The organism is Rhodococcus (subgen. Prescottella) equi, assembly GCF_003013675.1.
GTDB lineage: Bacteria > Actinomycetota > Actinomycetes > Mycobacteriales > Mycobacteriaceae > Prescottella > Prescottella equi.
This window is the reverse complement of the sequence record NZ_CP027793.1, coordinates 4,095,638-4,111,703: the sequence shown is the minus strand read 5'-3', so window position 1 is coordinate 4,111,703 and position 16,066 is coordinate 4,095,638. Positions and strand designations below refer to the sequence as shown.

At 67.7% G+C, this 16,066-nt stretch carries 12 protein-coding genes; 11 read left to right on the top strand and 1 reads right to left on the bottom strand.

The genetic code is table 11. The features are described 5' to 3' along the window. Positions 1 to 11: 11 nt before the first annotated feature. Both C7H75_RS19080 and C7H75_RS19075 read left to right on the top strand, forming a co-directional pair. Entirely contained in the window at positions 12 to 3,971 is a 3,960-nt protein-coding gene (locus C7H75_RS19080) for a DNA-directed RNA polymerase subunit beta' (protein WP_005518248.1), read from the top strand. A 116-nt stretch (positions 3,972 to 4,087) separates the two neighbouring features. Then, positions 4,088 to 4,288, top strand: coding sequence for a hypothetical protein (locus C7H75_RS19075; RefSeq protein WP_005518249.1), 201 nt, complete (start codon positions 4,088 to 4,090; stop codon positions 4,286 to 4,288). A gap of 1 nt (position 4,289) precedes the next feature. Here the strand turns inward: C7H75_RS19075 and C7H75_RS19070 are convergent, their stop codons facing one another. Beyond that, a complete protein-coding gene (locus C7H75_RS19070; protein WP_044991384.1) occupies positions 4,290 to 5,099 on the bottom strand; it encodes an acyl-[acyl-carrier-protein] thioesterase in 810 nt (269 codons plus the stop codon). A 208-nt stretch (positions 5,100 to 5,307) separates the two neighbouring features. On the opposite strand from C7H75_RS19070, the gene C7H75_RS19065 reads away from it, so the two are divergent. The 9 genes from C7H75_RS19065 to C7H75_RS19025 all read left to right on the top strand — a co-directional run bounded on the left by C7H75_RS19065 (position 5,308) and on the right by C7H75_RS19025 (position 16,066). Further along, a complete protein-coding gene (locus tag C7H75_RS19065) occupies positions 5,308 to 7,002 on the top strand; it encodes an FAD-dependent oxidoreductase (protein WP_106851695.1) in 1,695 nt (564 codons plus the stop codon). A gap of 71 nt (positions 7,003 to 7,073) precedes the next feature. Further along, the gene (locus C7H75_RS19060) at positions 7,074 to 8,039 is read left to right on the top strand and encodes an NADPH:quinone oxidoreductase family protein (RefSeq protein WP_044991340.1); all 966 of its coding nucleotides are present in this window, start codon (positions 7,074 to 7,076) and stop codon (positions 8,037 to 8,039) included. Positions 8,040 to 8,190: 151 nt separating this feature from the next. Continuing rightward, positions 8,191 to 8,661 (top strand): MarR family winged helix-turn-helix transcriptional regulator, encoded by a 471-nt coding sequence (locus tag C7H75_RS19055; protein WP_037084951.1) that lies wholly within the window; start codon positions 8,191 to 8,193, stop codon positions 8,659 to 8,661. Then, positions 8,658 to 10,169 carry a DHA2 family efflux MFS transporter permease subunit gene (locus C7H75_RS19050; RefSeq protein WP_005518255.1) on the top strand — a complete coding sequence of 504 codons (1,512 nt, stop codon included), beginning with the start codon at positions 8,658 to 8,660 and terminating at the stop codon, positions 10,167 to 10,169. Before C7H75_RS19055 ends, C7H75_RS19050 begins: the two co-directional genes overlap by 4 nt. Positions 10,170 to 10,314: 145 nt before the next feature. Next, the gene (locus tag C7H75_RS19045; protein ID WP_005518257.1) at positions 10,315 to 10,668 is read left to right on the top strand and encodes a hypothetical protein; all 354 of its coding nucleotides are present in this window, start codon (positions 10,315 to 10,317) and stop codon (positions 10,666 to 10,668) included. A 109-nt stretch (positions 10,669 to 10,777) separates the two neighbouring features. Beyond that, entirely contained in the window at positions 10,778 to 11,578 is an 801-nt protein-coding gene (locus C7H75_RS19040; RefSeq protein ID WP_022597435.1) for a TIGR03084 family metal-binding protein, read from the top strand. Further along, positions 11,575 to 13,326, top strand: coding sequence for an acyclic terpene utilization AtuA family protein (locus C7H75_RS19035; protein WP_084962758.1), 1,752 nt, complete (start codon positions 11,575 to 11,577; stop codon positions 13,324 to 13,326). Before C7H75_RS19040 ends, C7H75_RS19035 begins: the two co-directional genes overlap by 4 nt. After that, positions 13,323 to 14,471 carry an acyl-CoA dehydrogenase family protein gene (locus C7H75_RS19030; RefSeq protein ID WP_041674410.1) on the top strand — a complete coding sequence of 383 codons (1,149 nt, stop codon included), beginning with the start codon at positions 13,323 to 13,325 and terminating at the stop codon, positions 14,469 to 14,471. Before C7H75_RS19035 ends, C7H75_RS19030 begins: the two co-directional genes overlap by 4 nt. Further along, positions 14,468 to 16,066, top strand: coding sequence for an acyl-CoA carboxylase subunit beta (locus C7H75_RS19025; RefSeq protein WP_064058355.1), 1,599 nt, complete (start codon positions 14,468 to 14,470; stop codon positions 16,064 to 16,066). Before C7H75_RS19030 ends, C7H75_RS19025 begins: the two co-directional genes overlap by 4 nt.

Here is a 16,066-nt window from a genome sequence, read left to right as displayed (position 1 = left end):
AAGGAAGTTACGTGCTCGACGTCAACTTCTTCGATGAACTCCGCATCGGTCTCGCGACCGCGGAGGACATCCGCAACTGGTCCTACGGCGAGGTCAAGAAGCCGGAGACCATCAACTACCGCACGCTCAAGCCCGAGAAGGACGGCCTCTTCTGCGAGAAGATCTTCGGCCCCACCCGGGACTGGGAGTGCTACTGCGGCAAGTACAAGCGTGTCCGGTTCAAGGGCATCATCTGTGAGCGCTGCGGCGTCGAGGTGACTCGCGCCAAGGTGCGTCGTGAGCGCATGGGCCACATCGAGCTCGCTGCTCCGGTCACCCACATCTGGTACTTCAAGGGTGTGCCGAGCCGTCTCGGCTACCTGCTGGATCTGGCTCCGAAGGATCTCGAGAAGATCATCTACTTCGCCGCCTACGTCATCGTCGGTGTCGACGAGGAGCTGCGTCACAACGAGCTCTCCACGCTCGAGGCCGAGATGGAGGTCGAGAAGAAGACCGTCGCCGACCAGCGTGACGCCGATCTCGAGGCCCGCGCGCAGAAGCTCGAAGCGGACATCGCCGAGCTCGAGGCCGAGGGTGCCAAGTCCGACGTCCGCCGCAAGGTCAAGGACGGCGGCGAGCGCGAGATGCGTCAGCTGCGTGACCGCGCCCAGCGCGAGCTGGACCGCCTCGACGAGATCTGGACCACGTTCACGAAGCTGAGCGTCAAGCAGCTCATCGTCGACGAGTCGCTGTACCGCGAGCTGGTCGACCGCTACGGCGAGTACTTCACCGGCGCGATGGGCGCGGAGTCCATCCAGAAGCTGATGGAGAACTTCGACATCGAGGCCGAGGCCGAGTCCCTGCGCGAGACCATCCGCAGCGGCAAGGGCCAGAAGAAGCTGCGTGCTCTCAAGCGCCTCAAGGTCGTCGCGGCGTTCCAGCAGTCGGGCAACTCGCCGATGGGCATGGTCCTCGACGCCGTTCCGGTGATCCCGCCGGAGCTGCGCCCGATGGTCCAGCTCGACGGTGGTCGTTTCGCGACGTCCGACCTCAACGACCTGTACCGCCGCGTCATCAACCGCAACAACCGCCTCAAGCGACTGATCGACCTCGGTGCTCCCGAGATCATCGTCAACAACGAGAAGCGGATGCTGCAGGAGTCCGTCGACGCGCTGTTCGACAACGGTCGTCGTGGCCGGCCCGTCACGGGCCCGGGCAACCGTCCGCTGAAGTCGCTGTCCGATCTGCTCAAGGGCAAGCAGGGCCGCTTCCGTCAGAACCTGCTCGGTAAGCGTGTCGACTACTCGGGCCGTTCCGTCATCGTCGTCGGCCCGCAGCTCAAGCTGCACCAGTGCGGTCTGCCGAAGCTGATGGCGCTCGAGCTGTTCAAGCCGTTCGTCATGAAGCGTCTGGTCGACCTCAACCACGCGCAGAACATCAAGTCCGCGAAGCGCATGGTCGAGCGTCAGCGTCCGCAGGTGTGGGACGTCCTCGAAGAGGTCATCAACGAGCACCCGGTGCTGCTGAACCGTGCACCCACGCTGCACCGTCTCGGCATCCAGGCGTTCGAGCCGCAGCTCGTCGAGGGCAAGGCCATCCAGCTGCACCCGCTCGTGTGTGAGGCGTTCAACGCCGACTTCGACGGTGACCAGATGGCCGTGCACCTGCCGCTGTCGGCAGAGGCGCAGGCCGAGGCTCGCATCCTGATGCTGTCGTCGAACAACATCCTGTCGCCGGCATCGGGCCGTCCGCTCGCCATGCCGCGTCTGGACATGGTCACGGGTCTGTTCCACCTGACCCGCGAGGTCGAGGGTGCGATCGGCGCCTACCAGCCGGCCGCCGACGGCCAGCCGGAGCAGGGCGTCTACAGCTCGCCGGCCGAGGCTCAGATGGCCGTCGACCGTGGCGTGCTGTCGGTGCAGGCGAAGATCAAGGTGCGTCTGACGCATCAGCGCCCGCCGCGTGAGATCGAGGCGGAGCTGTTCCCCGAGGGCTGGAACTTCGGCGACGGCTGGATGGTCGAGACCACGCTCGGCCGCGTGATGTTCAACGATCTGCTCCCCGCGGACTACCCGTTCATCAACGAGCAGATGCCGAAGAAGCGTCAGGCGACGATCATCAACGATCTGGCCGAGCGTTACCCGATGATCGTGGTTGCGCAGACGGTGGACAAGATGAAGGACACCGGCTTCTACTGGGCCACCCGGTCCGGCGTCACGGTCTCGATCTCCGACGTCCTCGTGCCGCCGGAGAAGGCTCAGATCATGGAGCAGTTCGAGGCGCAGGCCGACCAGATCGAGAAGAAGTACCAGCGCGGTGCTCTCAACCACACCGAGCGCAACAGTGCTCTGGTGAAGATCTGGTCCGAGGCCACCGACGAGGTCGGTAAGGCCATGGAGGCCCACTTCCCCGACGACAACCCGATCCCGATGATCGTGAAGTCCGGCGCCGCCGGCAACATGACTCAGGTTCGCTCGCTCGCCGGTATGAAGGGCCTGGTGACGAACCCGAAGGGTGAGTTCATCCCGCGTCCGATCAAGTCCTCCTTCAAGGAGGGCCTGACGGTCCTCGAGTACTTCATCAACACGCACGGTGCTCGTAAGGGTCTGGCCGATACCGCTCTCCGCACCGCCGACTCGGGTTACCTGACCCGTCGTCTGGTGGACGTCTCGCAGGACGTCATCGTCCGCGAGGTCGACTGTGGCACCGAGCGCGGCATCCTCACCACGATCGCGGAGAAGGCAGCGGACGGCACGATGATCCGCGACGCGCACGTCGAGACCTCGACGTACGCCCGCACCCTGGCCGCGGACGCGATCGACGAGAACGGCAACGTCGTCGTCGAGCGTGGACACGACCTGGGCGATCCGGCGATCGACGCGCTGCTCGCGGCGGGTATCACGCAGGTGAAGGTCCGTTCGGTCCTGACCTGCACCACTGCCACGGGTGTGTGTGCCACGTGCTACGGCCGCTCGATGGCGACGGGCAAGCTCGTCGACATCGGCGAGGCCGTCGGTATCGTCGCCGCACAGTCGATCGGTGAGCCCGGTACCCAGCTGACGATGCGTACCTTCCACCAGGGTGGTGCGGCCGGCGCGGCCGACATCACCGGTGGTCTGCCGCGTGTCCAGGAGCTGTTCGAGGCCCGCGTCCCCAAGGGCAAGGCCCCGATCACCGAGGTCTCCGGCCGGGTGCAGTTGGACGACGACGACCGCTTCTACAAGATCACGGTCGTCCCGGACGACGGTGGCGAAGAGGTCGTGTACGACAAGCTGTCGAAGCGTCAGCGTCTGCGTGTGTTCAAGCACGACGACGGCTCCGAGCGGCTGCTGTCGGACGGTGACCACGTGGACGTCGGTCAGCAGCTGCTCGAGGGTGCTGCCGACCCGCACGACGTGCTGCGAGTCATGGGCCCGCGTCAGGTGCAGATCCACCTCGTCAACGAGGTCCAGGAGGTGTACCGGAGCCAGGGTGTGTCGATCCACGACAAGCACATCGAGGTCATCGTGCGCCAGATGCTGCGTCGCGTCACGATCATCGACTCGGGCTCGACGGAGTTCCTGCCCGGCTCGCTGGTCGAGCGTGCGGAGTTCGAGGCGTCCAACCGTCGCGTCGTCGCCGAGGGCGGCGAGCCGGCGGCCGGACGTCCGGTGCTGATGGGTATCACGAAGGCGTCGCTGGCGACCGATTCGTGGCTGTCGGCGGCTTCGTTCCAGGAGACCACCCGCGTGCTGACCGATGCGGCGATCAACTGCCGCTCGGACAAGCTGATCGGTCTCAAGGAGAACGTGATCATCGGCAAGCTGATCCCGGCCGGCACCGGCATCAACCGGTACCGGAACATCCAGGTTCAGCCCACCGAGGAGGCACGCGCGGCTGCGTACGCGGTTCCGTCCTACGACGACCAGTACTACAGCCCGGAGGGCTTCGGCACCGGCACCGGCGCTGCGGTTCCTCTGGACGACTACGGATTCGGTAGCGATTACCGCTGACCCGTAGAAAGTTCGACTCGAAGGTCCCGTTCCCGACAGGGGGCGGGACCTTCGGGCATTCTGGGGACAGGAAGAATGTTCCCGTAATCGGACTAATTGGACAGGCGGAGGGCATCATGGCCGGTAAGAACATCGATCGGGTGAAGGCGGAGTCTGCGCTCGAGGTCGTCAAGGAGAGCCCGGCCATCGTGGCAATCGTCGCGGCACCGGCGCTGGTCGTCTTCGGTGTGCTGTGGTGGCTCACCGGATTCGGCACGGCGCTACTGGTGACCCTGCTGATCGCGGGTATCGCGGTGGTCGCGAAGAAGGTGTTCTGACTCAGACCTTTTCGCGGGGGAGCATCTCGACGCGCGCGACGGCGCGCACCTCGCTCCCGACGAGGAACCACACCGACAGCGAGGTCTCGTCGCCGTCCGTGCGGAGCCGCACGTGATCGCGCGCGTAGATCGGGCCGAGGTGTTCGACCACCGCCCGGTACGGCGCGCGGCGTAGTTCGGGTCGGTCGGCGAGGCACTCCTCGACCGCGTGCCAGTACGTCGTGTTGTTGACGTGGTTGAACGGATCGATGTCGGTGGTGCGCAGGTGGAACGTCCGCTCGCGGTCGTCCCAGTCGTCGGTGTCGGGCGGCGTCGCCGGCAGCAACGGCTTCCAGCGGAGGCGATGCTCGTCGGTGGTCCGGCCCAGGCTCTCGAGGAGGCCGTCGCTGATCCGGGTCGGCATCCCGGTGTCGGCGCCGATGTCGATCCAGAAGCCCTCGGTCTCGATCAGCGCGTCCGCCGTGCTCGTGAGTCGGACCCGCATCGCCGACCACCGCGTCGAATGCGCGGAGCACCAGCGTCGGAGGGTCATCCGGTCCGGCCACACCGCGGGCCGGTGCACCTCGATGACGGTGCGCCGGACGATCCACAGTGGGTCGGTTTCGTCGTATCCGAACGCTGCGAGGTTGTCGGAGCCGATGTCCTGGAGGTAGCGGGCGACGCCGTCGAGGCGTAGCCGATTCTCGATGTCGACGTCTCCCGTACGGATCGGGCGTGAGGTCTCGAAGCACTGCTCGGGCGGGGGCGCCGGTGCCAACGGTTCCGGTGTGGTGACGCTCTGCGTTGGGCGGGCGATCTGCTCGGAAGCCACGGTGTTCCCTCGGTTCGGCGGTTGTCGCCAGCGATTGTGACAGTTGGCGGCTCCGTAGTCACCGGACACGACCGAGGTGCTTGTTCGATTGCCCGGTGCCGAGTACAGTCCCATACCTGTAACTCATCGTCACATGAAGGCTGTCACATCGGTGACCGGGCCGGGCGTGCGTCACGCCCCGTGTGACACGCGAGACGGGAAATCGAACATGGCCTACGTCATCACCCAGACGTGCTGCAACGATGCGAGTTGTGTGTCGGCGTGCCCGGTGAACTGCATCCACCCGACGCCGGAGGAAGCGGAGTTCGCGACCACCGAGATGCTGTACATCGAACCGCAGGCCTGCATCGACTGCGGCGCATGCGTCGACGCCTGCCCGGTGAACGCGATCTTCCCCGAGGACCAGTTGAGCGAGTCGCTGCAGCGGTATCGCGAGATCAACGCCGACTACTACACGCGGCACCCACTCCAGCCCGACTGGATTCCGCTGACACCCGCGACGCCCCCGGTACGGGACCTCGGAACGTTGCGGGTCGCGATCGTCGGCGCGGGGCCCGCGGCCTGCTACGCCGCGGAGGAACTGCTCAAGCGGTCCGACGTCGAGGTCGAGATGTTCGAGAAGCTGCCGACGCCGTGGGGTCTGGTGCGCGCCGGCGTCGCACCCGATCATCCGGGCACCAAGACGGTGACCGAGATGTTCGAGTGGTCGCTCGGCCGCGATGCGTTCCAGTTCCACCTCAACGTCGAGGTCGGCAAGCATGTCAGTCACGCCGACCTGCTCGCCCACCACCACGCGGTGATCTACGCGGTGGGCGCATCGAGCGACCGCGCGCTGGGTGTGCCCGGCGAGGACCTGCCCGGCAGTCATGCCGCGACCGAGTTCGTGGCCTGGTACAACGGGCATCCCGACTACGCCGACCGCACCTTCGACCTTTTCGGCGAGCGGGCGGTGATCGTCGGAAACGGCAACGTCGCGCTCGACGTCGCGCGCATCCTGACGATGGACCCCGACGACCTGGCGAAGACCGATATCGCCGACCACGCACTGAAGGCTCTGCGCAGCAGCAACATCCGCGAGGTCGTGCTGTTGGGTCGGCGTGGTCCCGCGCAAGCGGCGTACTCCAACCCCGAGTTCCTGGCCCTCGGTGACCTGCCGGGAGTGGACGTCGTGATCGACGAGGCCGAGGCGGAACTCGATTCGCGGTCCCGGGCGCTGATCGACGCGGACGAGACCGAACCGGCGGTTGCGATGAAGGTGCGGCTCGCACAGGAGTACGCACGTCGCACCCCGACGCCCGGCAACAAGCGGATCGTGTTCCGGTACCTGACGTCGCCGACGGAGATTCTCGGCGCCGAGCGGGTCGAGGGACTGACGGTGGTCGCGAACGAGCTGGTGGAGGACGCCTCCGGTGGGCTCTCCGCGCATCCCACCGGACGCACCGAGCACATCGACGCCGCCCTGGTGCTGCGCTCGATCGGCTACCGGGGACGTCCGATAGCCGGGGTGCCGTTCGACGAGCGGCGCGGGGTGGTCCCCAACGATCGCGGTCGAGTGGTGGCCGGCGCCGGCGAACCCGTCGACGGCGTGTACGTCACGGGGTGGATCAAGCGCGGCCCGAGCGGCGTCATCGGAACCAACAAGACGTGCGCCAAGGAAACCGTGGCGCGGATCGTCGAGGACTTCGAGGCGAAGCGACTCGCCGCGCCGACCGCCGGGCGGAAGGAACTCGGCAAGTTGCTCGCCCGGCGTCAGCCCGAACGGATCTCGCGCCGCGGCTGGGAAGCGATCGACCGGGCCGAGCGTGACCGCGGCACGGCGTCGGGCCGACCGCGGGTGAAGATGACGGACACCGCGGAGATGGTGGCGCTCGGGCGCCGGCGTCGCGCACTGTTCGGCGGGTGAGTCCGGGGTAGCGTCACGCACAGGGTGCAGCGTCCACCGGAGATGCCGCCCGGCGGATTCGGAGGTGGAAAGTGCGCGCAGTGGTGGTCACGGACCTGGCAGGGCCGTCGGCGATCGTGGTCCAGGACATCGCCGAACCGGACGCGGACGGGTTGGTGCTGATCGACGTCAAGGCCAGCGGCGTCTGCTTCCCGGATCTGCTGATCAGCTACGGCAAGTACCAGATTCGACCCGAACCACCGTTCGTGCCGGGCACCGAGGTCGCGGGTGTCGTGCTCAGCGCGCCCGACGACAGCGGGTTCGTACCGGGACAGCGGGTGCTGGCGGTGTCGAGTCTCGGTGGCTACGCCGAGCGGGTCGCCGTCCATCGGAATCTGGTGCTGCCCATCCCGGACGAGTTGACGTTCGAGGAGGCGGCGTCGCTGATCATCAACTATCAGACGATGGAGTTCGGGCTGGGCCGCCGCGCCCGGCTGCAGCCAGGCGAGACCGTCGCGGTCCTCGGCGCCGCCGGTGGGGTGGGGACGTCGGCGATCCAGTTGGCGAAGGCCCACGGGGCCCGGGTGATCGCGGTCGTGCGCCGGGACGGTGCCGACGACTTCCTGCGCGAGATCGGCGCCGACGACGTCGTCCGACTGGCCGACGGGTGGGCCGCGCAGGTTCGTGAACTCACGGGTGGCCGCGGAGCGGACGTCGTGATCGATCCGGTCGGCGGGGACGCGTTCGACGACGCGGTCCGCGCCCTCGCTCCCGAGGGGCGCCTGGTCGTCATCGGTTTCGCGGGCGGGGGCATCCCGACGGTCAAGGTGAATCGCGTCCTGTTCCGCAACATCAGCATCGTGGGCGCGGCGTGGGGTGAGTTCCTCCGGCACGAGCCGTCGGCGCTGGCGGAGACGCACGCGGCGCTCGTGAAACACGTGCGTGCGGGACTGCGTCCCGTCGTCAAGGCGCGCTACCCGCTGGCCGCGGCGGCCGAGGCCCTCGTCGACCTCGAGGCCGGCCGGGTGCTCGGAAAGGCCGTTCTCGTCCAGAGCTGACTGTGTTCCTCGTCACCTGCCCGCTGCCTGTCCGGAAAATGTGTTGCCGCAGGTAGTCGCGGCGTGGTGTCGTTGAAGGGTCGCGGATTCGCGCGGCCGTGGGGGTAATTGCGTTTCCGCAATAGTTGCATGATCGCTACTATTCGAGCCCGTGGCTGATGTGACTCCGGACGACGTCTACACCGTGCTCGAGGAGTTCATCATGCGTCTCCTGGGTATGGGGGAGTCCGAGTCCATGGACACCCTCGTCGCGATGGACCTGTCGTTCTCGCAGGTTCGTGCGCTCTTCGTGCTGGCGCAGCACGGCGAGCCGATCGCGATCAACGAGGTCGCGGAGTGCCTGCGGATGTCGGTGGCGGCCGCGGGTCGCAACATCGACCAGTTGGTGTGTCAGGAACTTGTGCTGCGCCGTGAGGACCCGGAGGATCGTCGGATCAAACGGGTCTCGCTGACGGAGTCCGGGCGAAGCCTGGTCTCCCGTCACCTCGAGGACAAGCGTGACGAGCTCCGAGCGTTCGCGGGCCGGTTGGATCAGCCGGACCGCAGGCGGTTGCTCGAGGCCCTTCAACCGATACTCGCGGGCGATGCCCTGCGGGCCCGAAGTCAGGAATTCTGTACATGACGACGCCAAACTCGACGGCCGGACCCCAACCCGGGGCGCCGGAGTCGGACAAGATCGACGGCGCGGTTCTCAAGATCGCCTCCGTGGTGGTGCTCGGCGCCATCATGTCCATCCTCGACGTCACCGTCGTCAGTGTCGCGCTGCCGACGTTCGCGGAGACGTTCGAGACCAGCTACGCGGTGGTCGCCTGGACGATGACCGCCTACACGCTCGCCCTCGCGACAGTGATCCCCGTGACGGGTTGGGCCGCCGACCGTTTCGGTACCAAACGCCTCTACATCGGCGCACTGGTGCTGTTCGTCATCGGTTCCGTGCTGTGTGCCTTCGCCTGGGACATCACGTCGCTGATCGTGTTCCGCGTGATCCAGGGCCTGGGCGGCGGCATGCTGATGCCGCTGGGCATGACGATCATGACCCGGGCCGCCGGCCCCGAGCGGGTCGGCCGCGTCATGGCCGTGCTCGGCATCCCGATGCTGCTCGGGCCCATCGCCGGCCCCATCGTCGGCGGCTGGCTGATCGACGCTGCCAGCTGGCACTGGATCTTCCTCATCAACCTGCCGATCGGCATCATCGCCCTCGCCGCGGCGTTCAAGCTGCTGCCGAAGGACGAGCCGAGCCCCTCCCAGTCGTTCGACTTCGTCGGCATGCTGCTGCTGTCGCCCGGCCTGGCGCTGTTCCTGTACGGCGTCTCGTCGATCCCGGAGCACGGCAAGGGGCTGTCCCCGGAGGTGCTGATCCCGATCGGAATCGGTCTGGTCCTGATCATCGGATTCGTGTTCCACGCCCTCCGCAAGGACCATCCGCTGATCGACCTGCACCTGTTCCAGAACCGTCAGCTCACGGTCGCGGTGCTCACCACCACGATGTTCATCATCGCGTTCATGGGTGCGGGCCTGCTCTTCCCGAGCTACTTCATCCAGGTGCGCGGTGAGTCCGCGATGGCCGCGGGTCTGCTGCTGGCGCCGCAGGGCATCGGCGCGATGGTGACGATGCCGATCGCCGGCCGACTGGTCGACAAGATCGGCCCGGGCAAGATCGTCCTGACGGGTCTGCCACTGATCGCGCTGGGCATGTTCACGTTCACGCAGCTGACCGCGACGTCGTCGTACCCGCTGCTGATGGGCTCGCTGTTCGTGATGGGTCTCGGCATGGGCTGCACGATGATGCCGCTGATGACGGCCGCCATGGTCACGCTCAAGCACGAGATGATCGCCCGCGGTTCGACGCTGATGAACATCGTCCAGCAGACGGCCGGCTCGATCGGTACCGCCACGATGTCGGTGGTGCTGACGAACCAGATGACGTCGCACGGCCTCAGCAAGGACGCTGCCCCGCCGACCGATCCGAGCAGCGTCGCGCAGATGCTCAACGATTCGGCCGACTCGTTCGGCGCGACCTTCATGGTGGCGTTCGTCCTCGTGCTGGTCACCCTGATCCCCGCGTTCTTCCTGCCGCGCAAGCGTGTGGCCGCGACGACCGAGGACGTCCAGCCGGTCATGATGCACTGACATCCGCCGCGGAACGAGCCCCCGAGCGATCCTTCGCTCGGGGGCTCTTCGTGTTGTCCGAGTTCGACTCGGCGCGTCGCTCCGAACGTGTCGGTGGCCGGTTCTATCGTCACGACAGGAGCCTCGAGCAGGGAAGGGGCGCATCATGGCTGAAGAGCCTGGCGTCACGCACAACCCGGACAATCCTTCGCACTGGCACTACTACGCGGTGGTGGGCACCACGATCGGCGGTGGTCACACGCTCGCCGAGTTCGGCCCGCACCCCACCGCACTCTCGGCGCTGCAGGTCGCCGTCCACGCGGTCAATCACACGGCCTACTCGATGTTCGAGCAGGGGATCGTCGGCCACATGCTGGCCGATGCCGCGATGGTGGAGCGGTTGCCCGTCACGAACTTCACCGTAGAACGCCAGCACCCCGTCACGCGCGCGCCCGACGCGGCGTGGTCGCTCAGCGGTGGTCGCCGAGCCTGGGGAGTGGCAGGGCATCTGACGGCGTGAACGAGTACTGCACGCCGGCGCCGACCTGCCGTAACCGCTAAACAATCATTCATGCTTGATTTTTACTCACCTCGGTGTGATGCTGATCTCAGCATCCGAGGAGGGGTATGTGGCTGACCTGAACAAGATCGTCGACGACCTGTGTGCGGAGGGCGCGGCACTCGATGCGCTGGTCGCCGATCTGCCGGACGAGAAGTGGGCGGTGGCCACGCCGGCGGAGGGTTGGACCGTCGCACACCAGATCGGCCATCTCGCCTGGACCGACCGGGCCGCGCTGCTGGCGGCCACCGACGAGGACGCCTTCACCGCCCAGCTCGCCGAGGCGTGGAAGAACCCGTACGGCTTCGTGGACGAGGGTGCCGAGGCCGAGGCGCAGCGTCCGCCCCGGGAACTGTTGGCCGACTGGCGCGAGTGCCGTGCGCGACTCGCACAGATCCTGCGAGACGTTCCGCCCGGCACCAAGCTGCCGTGGTACGGGCCGCCGATGAGTGCGGCCTCGATGGCGACCGCGCGGCTGATGGAGACGTGGGCGCACGGCCGCGACGTCGCCGCGGCGCTCGGTGTGGCGGCGGCGTCGACGGACCGGCTCGAGCACATCGCGCGGCTGGGGGTGCGTACGCGGGACTTCGCGTACAGCGTCAACGAGATCACGCCGCCCACCGAGGAGTTCCGGGTGGAGTTGGTTGCGCCGGACGGTGGGACGTGGGCGTGGGGTCCGGACGACGCCCCTCAGCGCGTGACCGGCCCGGCCGAGGACTTCTGTTTGCTCGTCACGCAGCGGGTGCACCGCCGGGACACCGCACTGCGGACCACGGGTGACGACGCCCGCCGCTGGCTCGACATCGCCCAGGCCTTCGCCGGACCGCCCGGCGCGGGCCGTGAACCCACTCGGACGGAGGCGGCCCGATGACGGCGTCCACGGTGCGCATCGGCAACTGTTCCGGCTTCTACGGCGACCGGATCTCGGCGATGCGCGAGATGCTCGAGGGCGGTGAGCTGGACTACCTGACCGGCGACTACCTCGCCGAGCTGACGATGCTGATCCTCGGGCGGGACCGGATGAAGGACCCGGCGCGCGGCTACGCCAAGACGTTTCTGCGGCAGGCCGAGGACTGTCTGGGGCTCGCTCTCGACCGCGGCGTGAAGATCGTGACCAACGCGGGCGGGCTCAATCCCAGCGGCCTCGCCGACGCCCTGCGCGAGGTGAACGACCGACTGGGACTGAATGCGCGGATCGCCCACGTCGAGGGCGACGATCTGATCGCGCGGGTAGCCGAACTCGGGCTCGACCGGCAGGCCGGACCGGAGACGCCGCTGACGGCGAACGCCTACCTCGGGGCGTGGGGCATCGTGCAGTGCCTTAACGCGGGCGCCGACGTCGTCGTCACCGGCCGGGTCACTGACGCATCGGTGATCGTGGGACCCGCGGCGGCGCACTTCGGCTGGGCGAGAGACGATTTCGATCGTCTCGCGGGCGCCGTCGTCGCCGGCCACGTCATCGAGTGCGGCACCCAGGCCACCGGCGGCAACTACTCGTGGTTCACCGAGATCCCCGACCTCGGCCGCCCCGGCTTCCCGATCGCCGAGATCGCGGACGACGGCTCGTCCGTCATCACCAAGCATCCGGGCACCGGGGGAGCGGTGACCGTCGACACCGTCACCGCTCAGTTGCTGTACGAGATCACCGGCGGCCGCTACGCCAACCCCGACGTCACCGCGCGCATGGACTCGGCGGTCCTCACCGGCGACGGCCCCGACCGCGTCCGCATCTCCGGCGTCACCGGAGAGGCTCCGCCGCCGCAGTACAAGGTGTCGCTCAACGCGCTCGCCGGTTTCCGTAACGAGGCGACGTTCGTGCTCACCGGACTCGACATCGAGGCCAAGGCCGAACTGGTTCGGCGGCAGATGGACTCGTGGCTCGTGGACAAGCCGCAGGAACTCGACTGGACCCTGGCCCGCACGGACCACCCGGACGCCGACACCGAGGAGGCGGCGAGCGCGCTGCTGCGCTGCACGGTGCGGGACACCGATCCGAACGTCGTGGGACGGGCGTTCTCGTCGGTGGCCGTCGAGCTGGCGCTCGCGAGCTACCCGGGCTTCACGCTCACCGCCCCGCCGTCGAACGGTCAGCCGTACGCGGTGTTCACCCCCGGCTACGTCGACGCCGGCGAGGTGCCGCACGTCGCGGTACTGCCGGATGGCACACGTGTCGCCATCGCTCCGAGCGCCGTTACCCGAGTGCTCGAGGACGTGCCGGAACCCGCACTGCCGCAACCACTCGCGGGCGACGACACGGTCACGGTTCCGCTCGGCACGGTCGCGGCGGCCCGCAGCGGCGACAAGGGTGGCAACGCAAACGTCGGGGTGTGGGTGCGTACCGACGAGCAGTGGCGGTGGCTCGTGCACGCGCTCACCGTCGACGAGGTGAAAAGGATGCTGCCCGAGGCGAAGTCGCTCGCGGTCACGCGGCACGTGCTGCCGCACCTGCGGGCCGTCAACTTCGTGATCGAGGGCATCCTCGGCCGCGGCGTGGCGTCCCAGGCCCGCTTCGACCCGCAGGCCAAGGGGCTCGGCGAGTGGCTGCGCTCGCGGCACATCGACATTCCCATCGGCCTGGTCCCCGAGTACGCCGACGAACTTCAGGAAGGACACGCATGAGTGTGTGGGACACCCCGGAGCGACAACAGCTCCGCAAGACGGTCCGCGGCTTCGTCGAGCAGGAGATCCTCCCGCACCTGGGCGACTGGGAGCGCGACGGCGAGATCCCGCGCGAGCTGCACCGTGGGGCCGCGGCGCTCGGACTGCTCGGCGCGGGCTTCCCCGAGGAGGTCGGCGGCGACGGCGGCGATCTGGTGGACGCGGTCGTGATCTGCGAGGAGATGCACCAGGCCGGCGCGTCCGGTGGCCTGTTCGCGTCGCTGTTCACGTGCGGCATCGCACTGCCGCACCTGATCGCGGCCGGTGACCCCCGACAGATCGAGCGCTGGGTGCGCCCCACCCTGGCCGGCGAGAAGATCGGTTCGCTCGCCATCACGGAACCGGGCGGCGGCTCCGACGTCGGACACCTGCGGACCACCGCGATCCGCGACGGCGACCACTACGTCGTCAACGGCGCCAAGACGTTCATCACGTCGGCGGTGCGCGCCGATTTCGTCGTGACCGCGGTGCGGACCGGCGGCCCCGGCGCGGGCGGGGTGTCGCTGCTCGTGATCGAGAAGGGCACGCCGGGCTTCGAGGTGGCCCGCAAGCTGGACAAGATGGGCTGGCGCGCGTCGGACACAGCGGAGTTGTCCTTCGTCGATGCCCGGGTTCCGGTGGAGAACCTGGTGGGTGAGGAGAACTCGGGGTTCGCGCAGATCGCGCAGGCGTTCCTGACCGAACGCATCGCTCTGGCGGCGCAGGCGTACGCGAGTGCGCAGCGCTGCCTGGACCTGACGTTGCAGTGGTGCCGCGATCGCGAGACCTTCGGGCGACCGCTGATCTCGCGGCAGGCGGTGCAGAACACGGTCACCGAGATGACGCGGCGCGTCGATGTCGCTCGCGTCTACACCCGCACGCTCGTCGAACGTTCGCTCGTCTCGAACGAGGACTTCGTCGCCGAGGTGTGCTTCGCGAAGAACACGGCCGTCGAGGCCGGTGAATGGGTGGCGAATCAGGCCGTGCAGTTGTTCGGCGGCATGGGGTACATGGCGGAGAGCGAAGTGGAGAGGCAGTACCGGGACATGCGCATTCTGGGTATCGGGGGCGGGACCACGGAGATCCTGACCTCGTTGGCGGCCAAGCGATTGGGGTATCAGTCGTGACGATTCTGAAATCGGCTCTGGACACGAAGTCGGCCGAGTACGCGGCGGCGGCCGAGTCGATGACGGCCAAGCTCGCCGAACTCGAGGAAGAGCATGCGAAGGCCCTCGCGGGAGGCGGTGAGAAGTACGTCGAGCGGCACCACAAGCGGGGCAAGCTGCTGGCACGCGAGCGCATCGAGCTGCTGATCGACCCGGACTCGCCGTTCCTCGAACTGTCCCCCCTCGCCGCATGGGGCACCGAGTTCCCGGTGGGCGCGTCGACGATCGTCGGTATCGGCGTCGTCAGCGGCGTCGAATGCCTCATCGTCGCGAACGACCCCACGGTGCGGGGTGGCACGTCCAACCCGTGGACGCTCAAGAAGGGCTTCCGCGCCAACGACATCGCCGTCCAGAACCGGTTGCCGGTGATCTCGCTCGTCGAGTCCGGCGGCGCCGACCTGCCGACGCAGAAGGAGGTGTTCATCCCGGGCGGGCGGATGTTCCGCGACCTGACGAAGCTGTCGGCGGCCGGGATCCCCACCATCGCGCTCGTGTTCGGCAACTCCACCGCCGGCGGCGCCTACATCCCGGGCATGTCCGACCACGTCGTGATGATCAAGGAACGGTCGAAGGTGTTCCTTGCCGGACCGCCGCTGGTGAAGATGGCAACCGGTGAGGAGTCCGACGACGAAGCCCTCGGCGGCGCCGAGATGCACGCGCGGACATCGGGTCTGGCCGACTACTTCGCCCAGGACGAGCAGGATGCGATCCGGATCGGCCGCAGCATCGTCCGCCGGCTCAACTGGCGTAAGGAGGGGCCGGCGCCGCGGGCCGAGGTGATCGAGCCACTCGAGGATCCCGAGGAACTGATCGGCATCGTCCCGTCGGATCTGAAGATCCCGTTCGATCCACGCGAGGTGATCGCGCGCATCGTCGACGGTTCGGACTTCGACGAGTTCAAACCGATGTACGGGTCGTCGCTCGTGACGGGTTGGGCCGAACTGCACGGCTACCCGATCGGCATCCTCGCCAACGCGCGCGGCGTGCTGTTCAGCGAGGAGTCGCAGAAGGCCACCCAGTTCATCCAGCTCGCGAACCGGTCGAACACGCCACTTCTGTTCCTGCACAACACCACCGGATACATGGTGGGTAGAGAGTACGAGGAGGGCGGCATGATCAAGCACGGATCGATGATGATCAACGCGGTCGCCAACTCGACGGTGCCGCACATCTCGATCCTGCTCGGAGCGTCGTACGGCGCCGGCCACTACGGCATGTGCGGGCGTGCGTTCGATCCCCGCTTCCTGTTCGCATGGCCCAGTTCCAAGTCCGCGGTGATGGGCGGCGCCCAGTTGGCGGGCGTCATCTCGATCGTCGGCCGCGCCGCGGCGGAGGCCCGCGGGCAAGCGTTCGACGAGGAAGCCGACGCCGGCATGCGCGCGATGATCGAGAACCAGATCGAGGCCGAGTCGCTGCCGATGTTCCTCTCCGGGCGCCTCTACGACGACGGCGTCATCGACCCCCGCGACACCCGCACGGTGGTGGGGATGTGCCTGTCGGCCATCGCCACCGCCCCGATCGAGGGCACCGAGAACTTCGGTGTCTTCCGGATGTGA

Coding starts and splice junctions, on each gene's coding strand:
- C7H75_RS19075 (WP_005518249.1), top strand. CDS start 4,088: ATGGCCGGTAAGAACATCGATCGGGTGAAGGCGGAGTCTGCGCTCGAG.
- C7H75_RS19065 (WP_106851695.1), top strand. CDS start 5,308: ATGGCCTACGTCATCACCCAGACGTGCTGCAACGATGCGAGTTGTGTG.
- C7H75_RS19050 (WP_005518255.1), top strand. CDS start 8,658: ATGACGACGCCAAACTCGACGGCCGGACCCCAACCCGGGGCGCCGGAG.
- C7H75_RS19045 (WP_005518257.1), top strand. CDS start 10,315: ATGGCTGAAGAGCCTGGCGTCACGCACAACCCGGACAATCCTTCGCAC.
- C7H75_RS19035 (WP_084962758.1), top strand. CDS start 11,575: ATGACGGCGTCCACGGTGCGCATCGGCAACTGTTCCGGCTTCTACGGC.
- C7H75_RS19030 (WP_041674410.1), top strand. CDS start 13,323: ATGAGTGTGTGGGACACCCCGGAGCGACAACAGCTCCGCAAGACGGTC.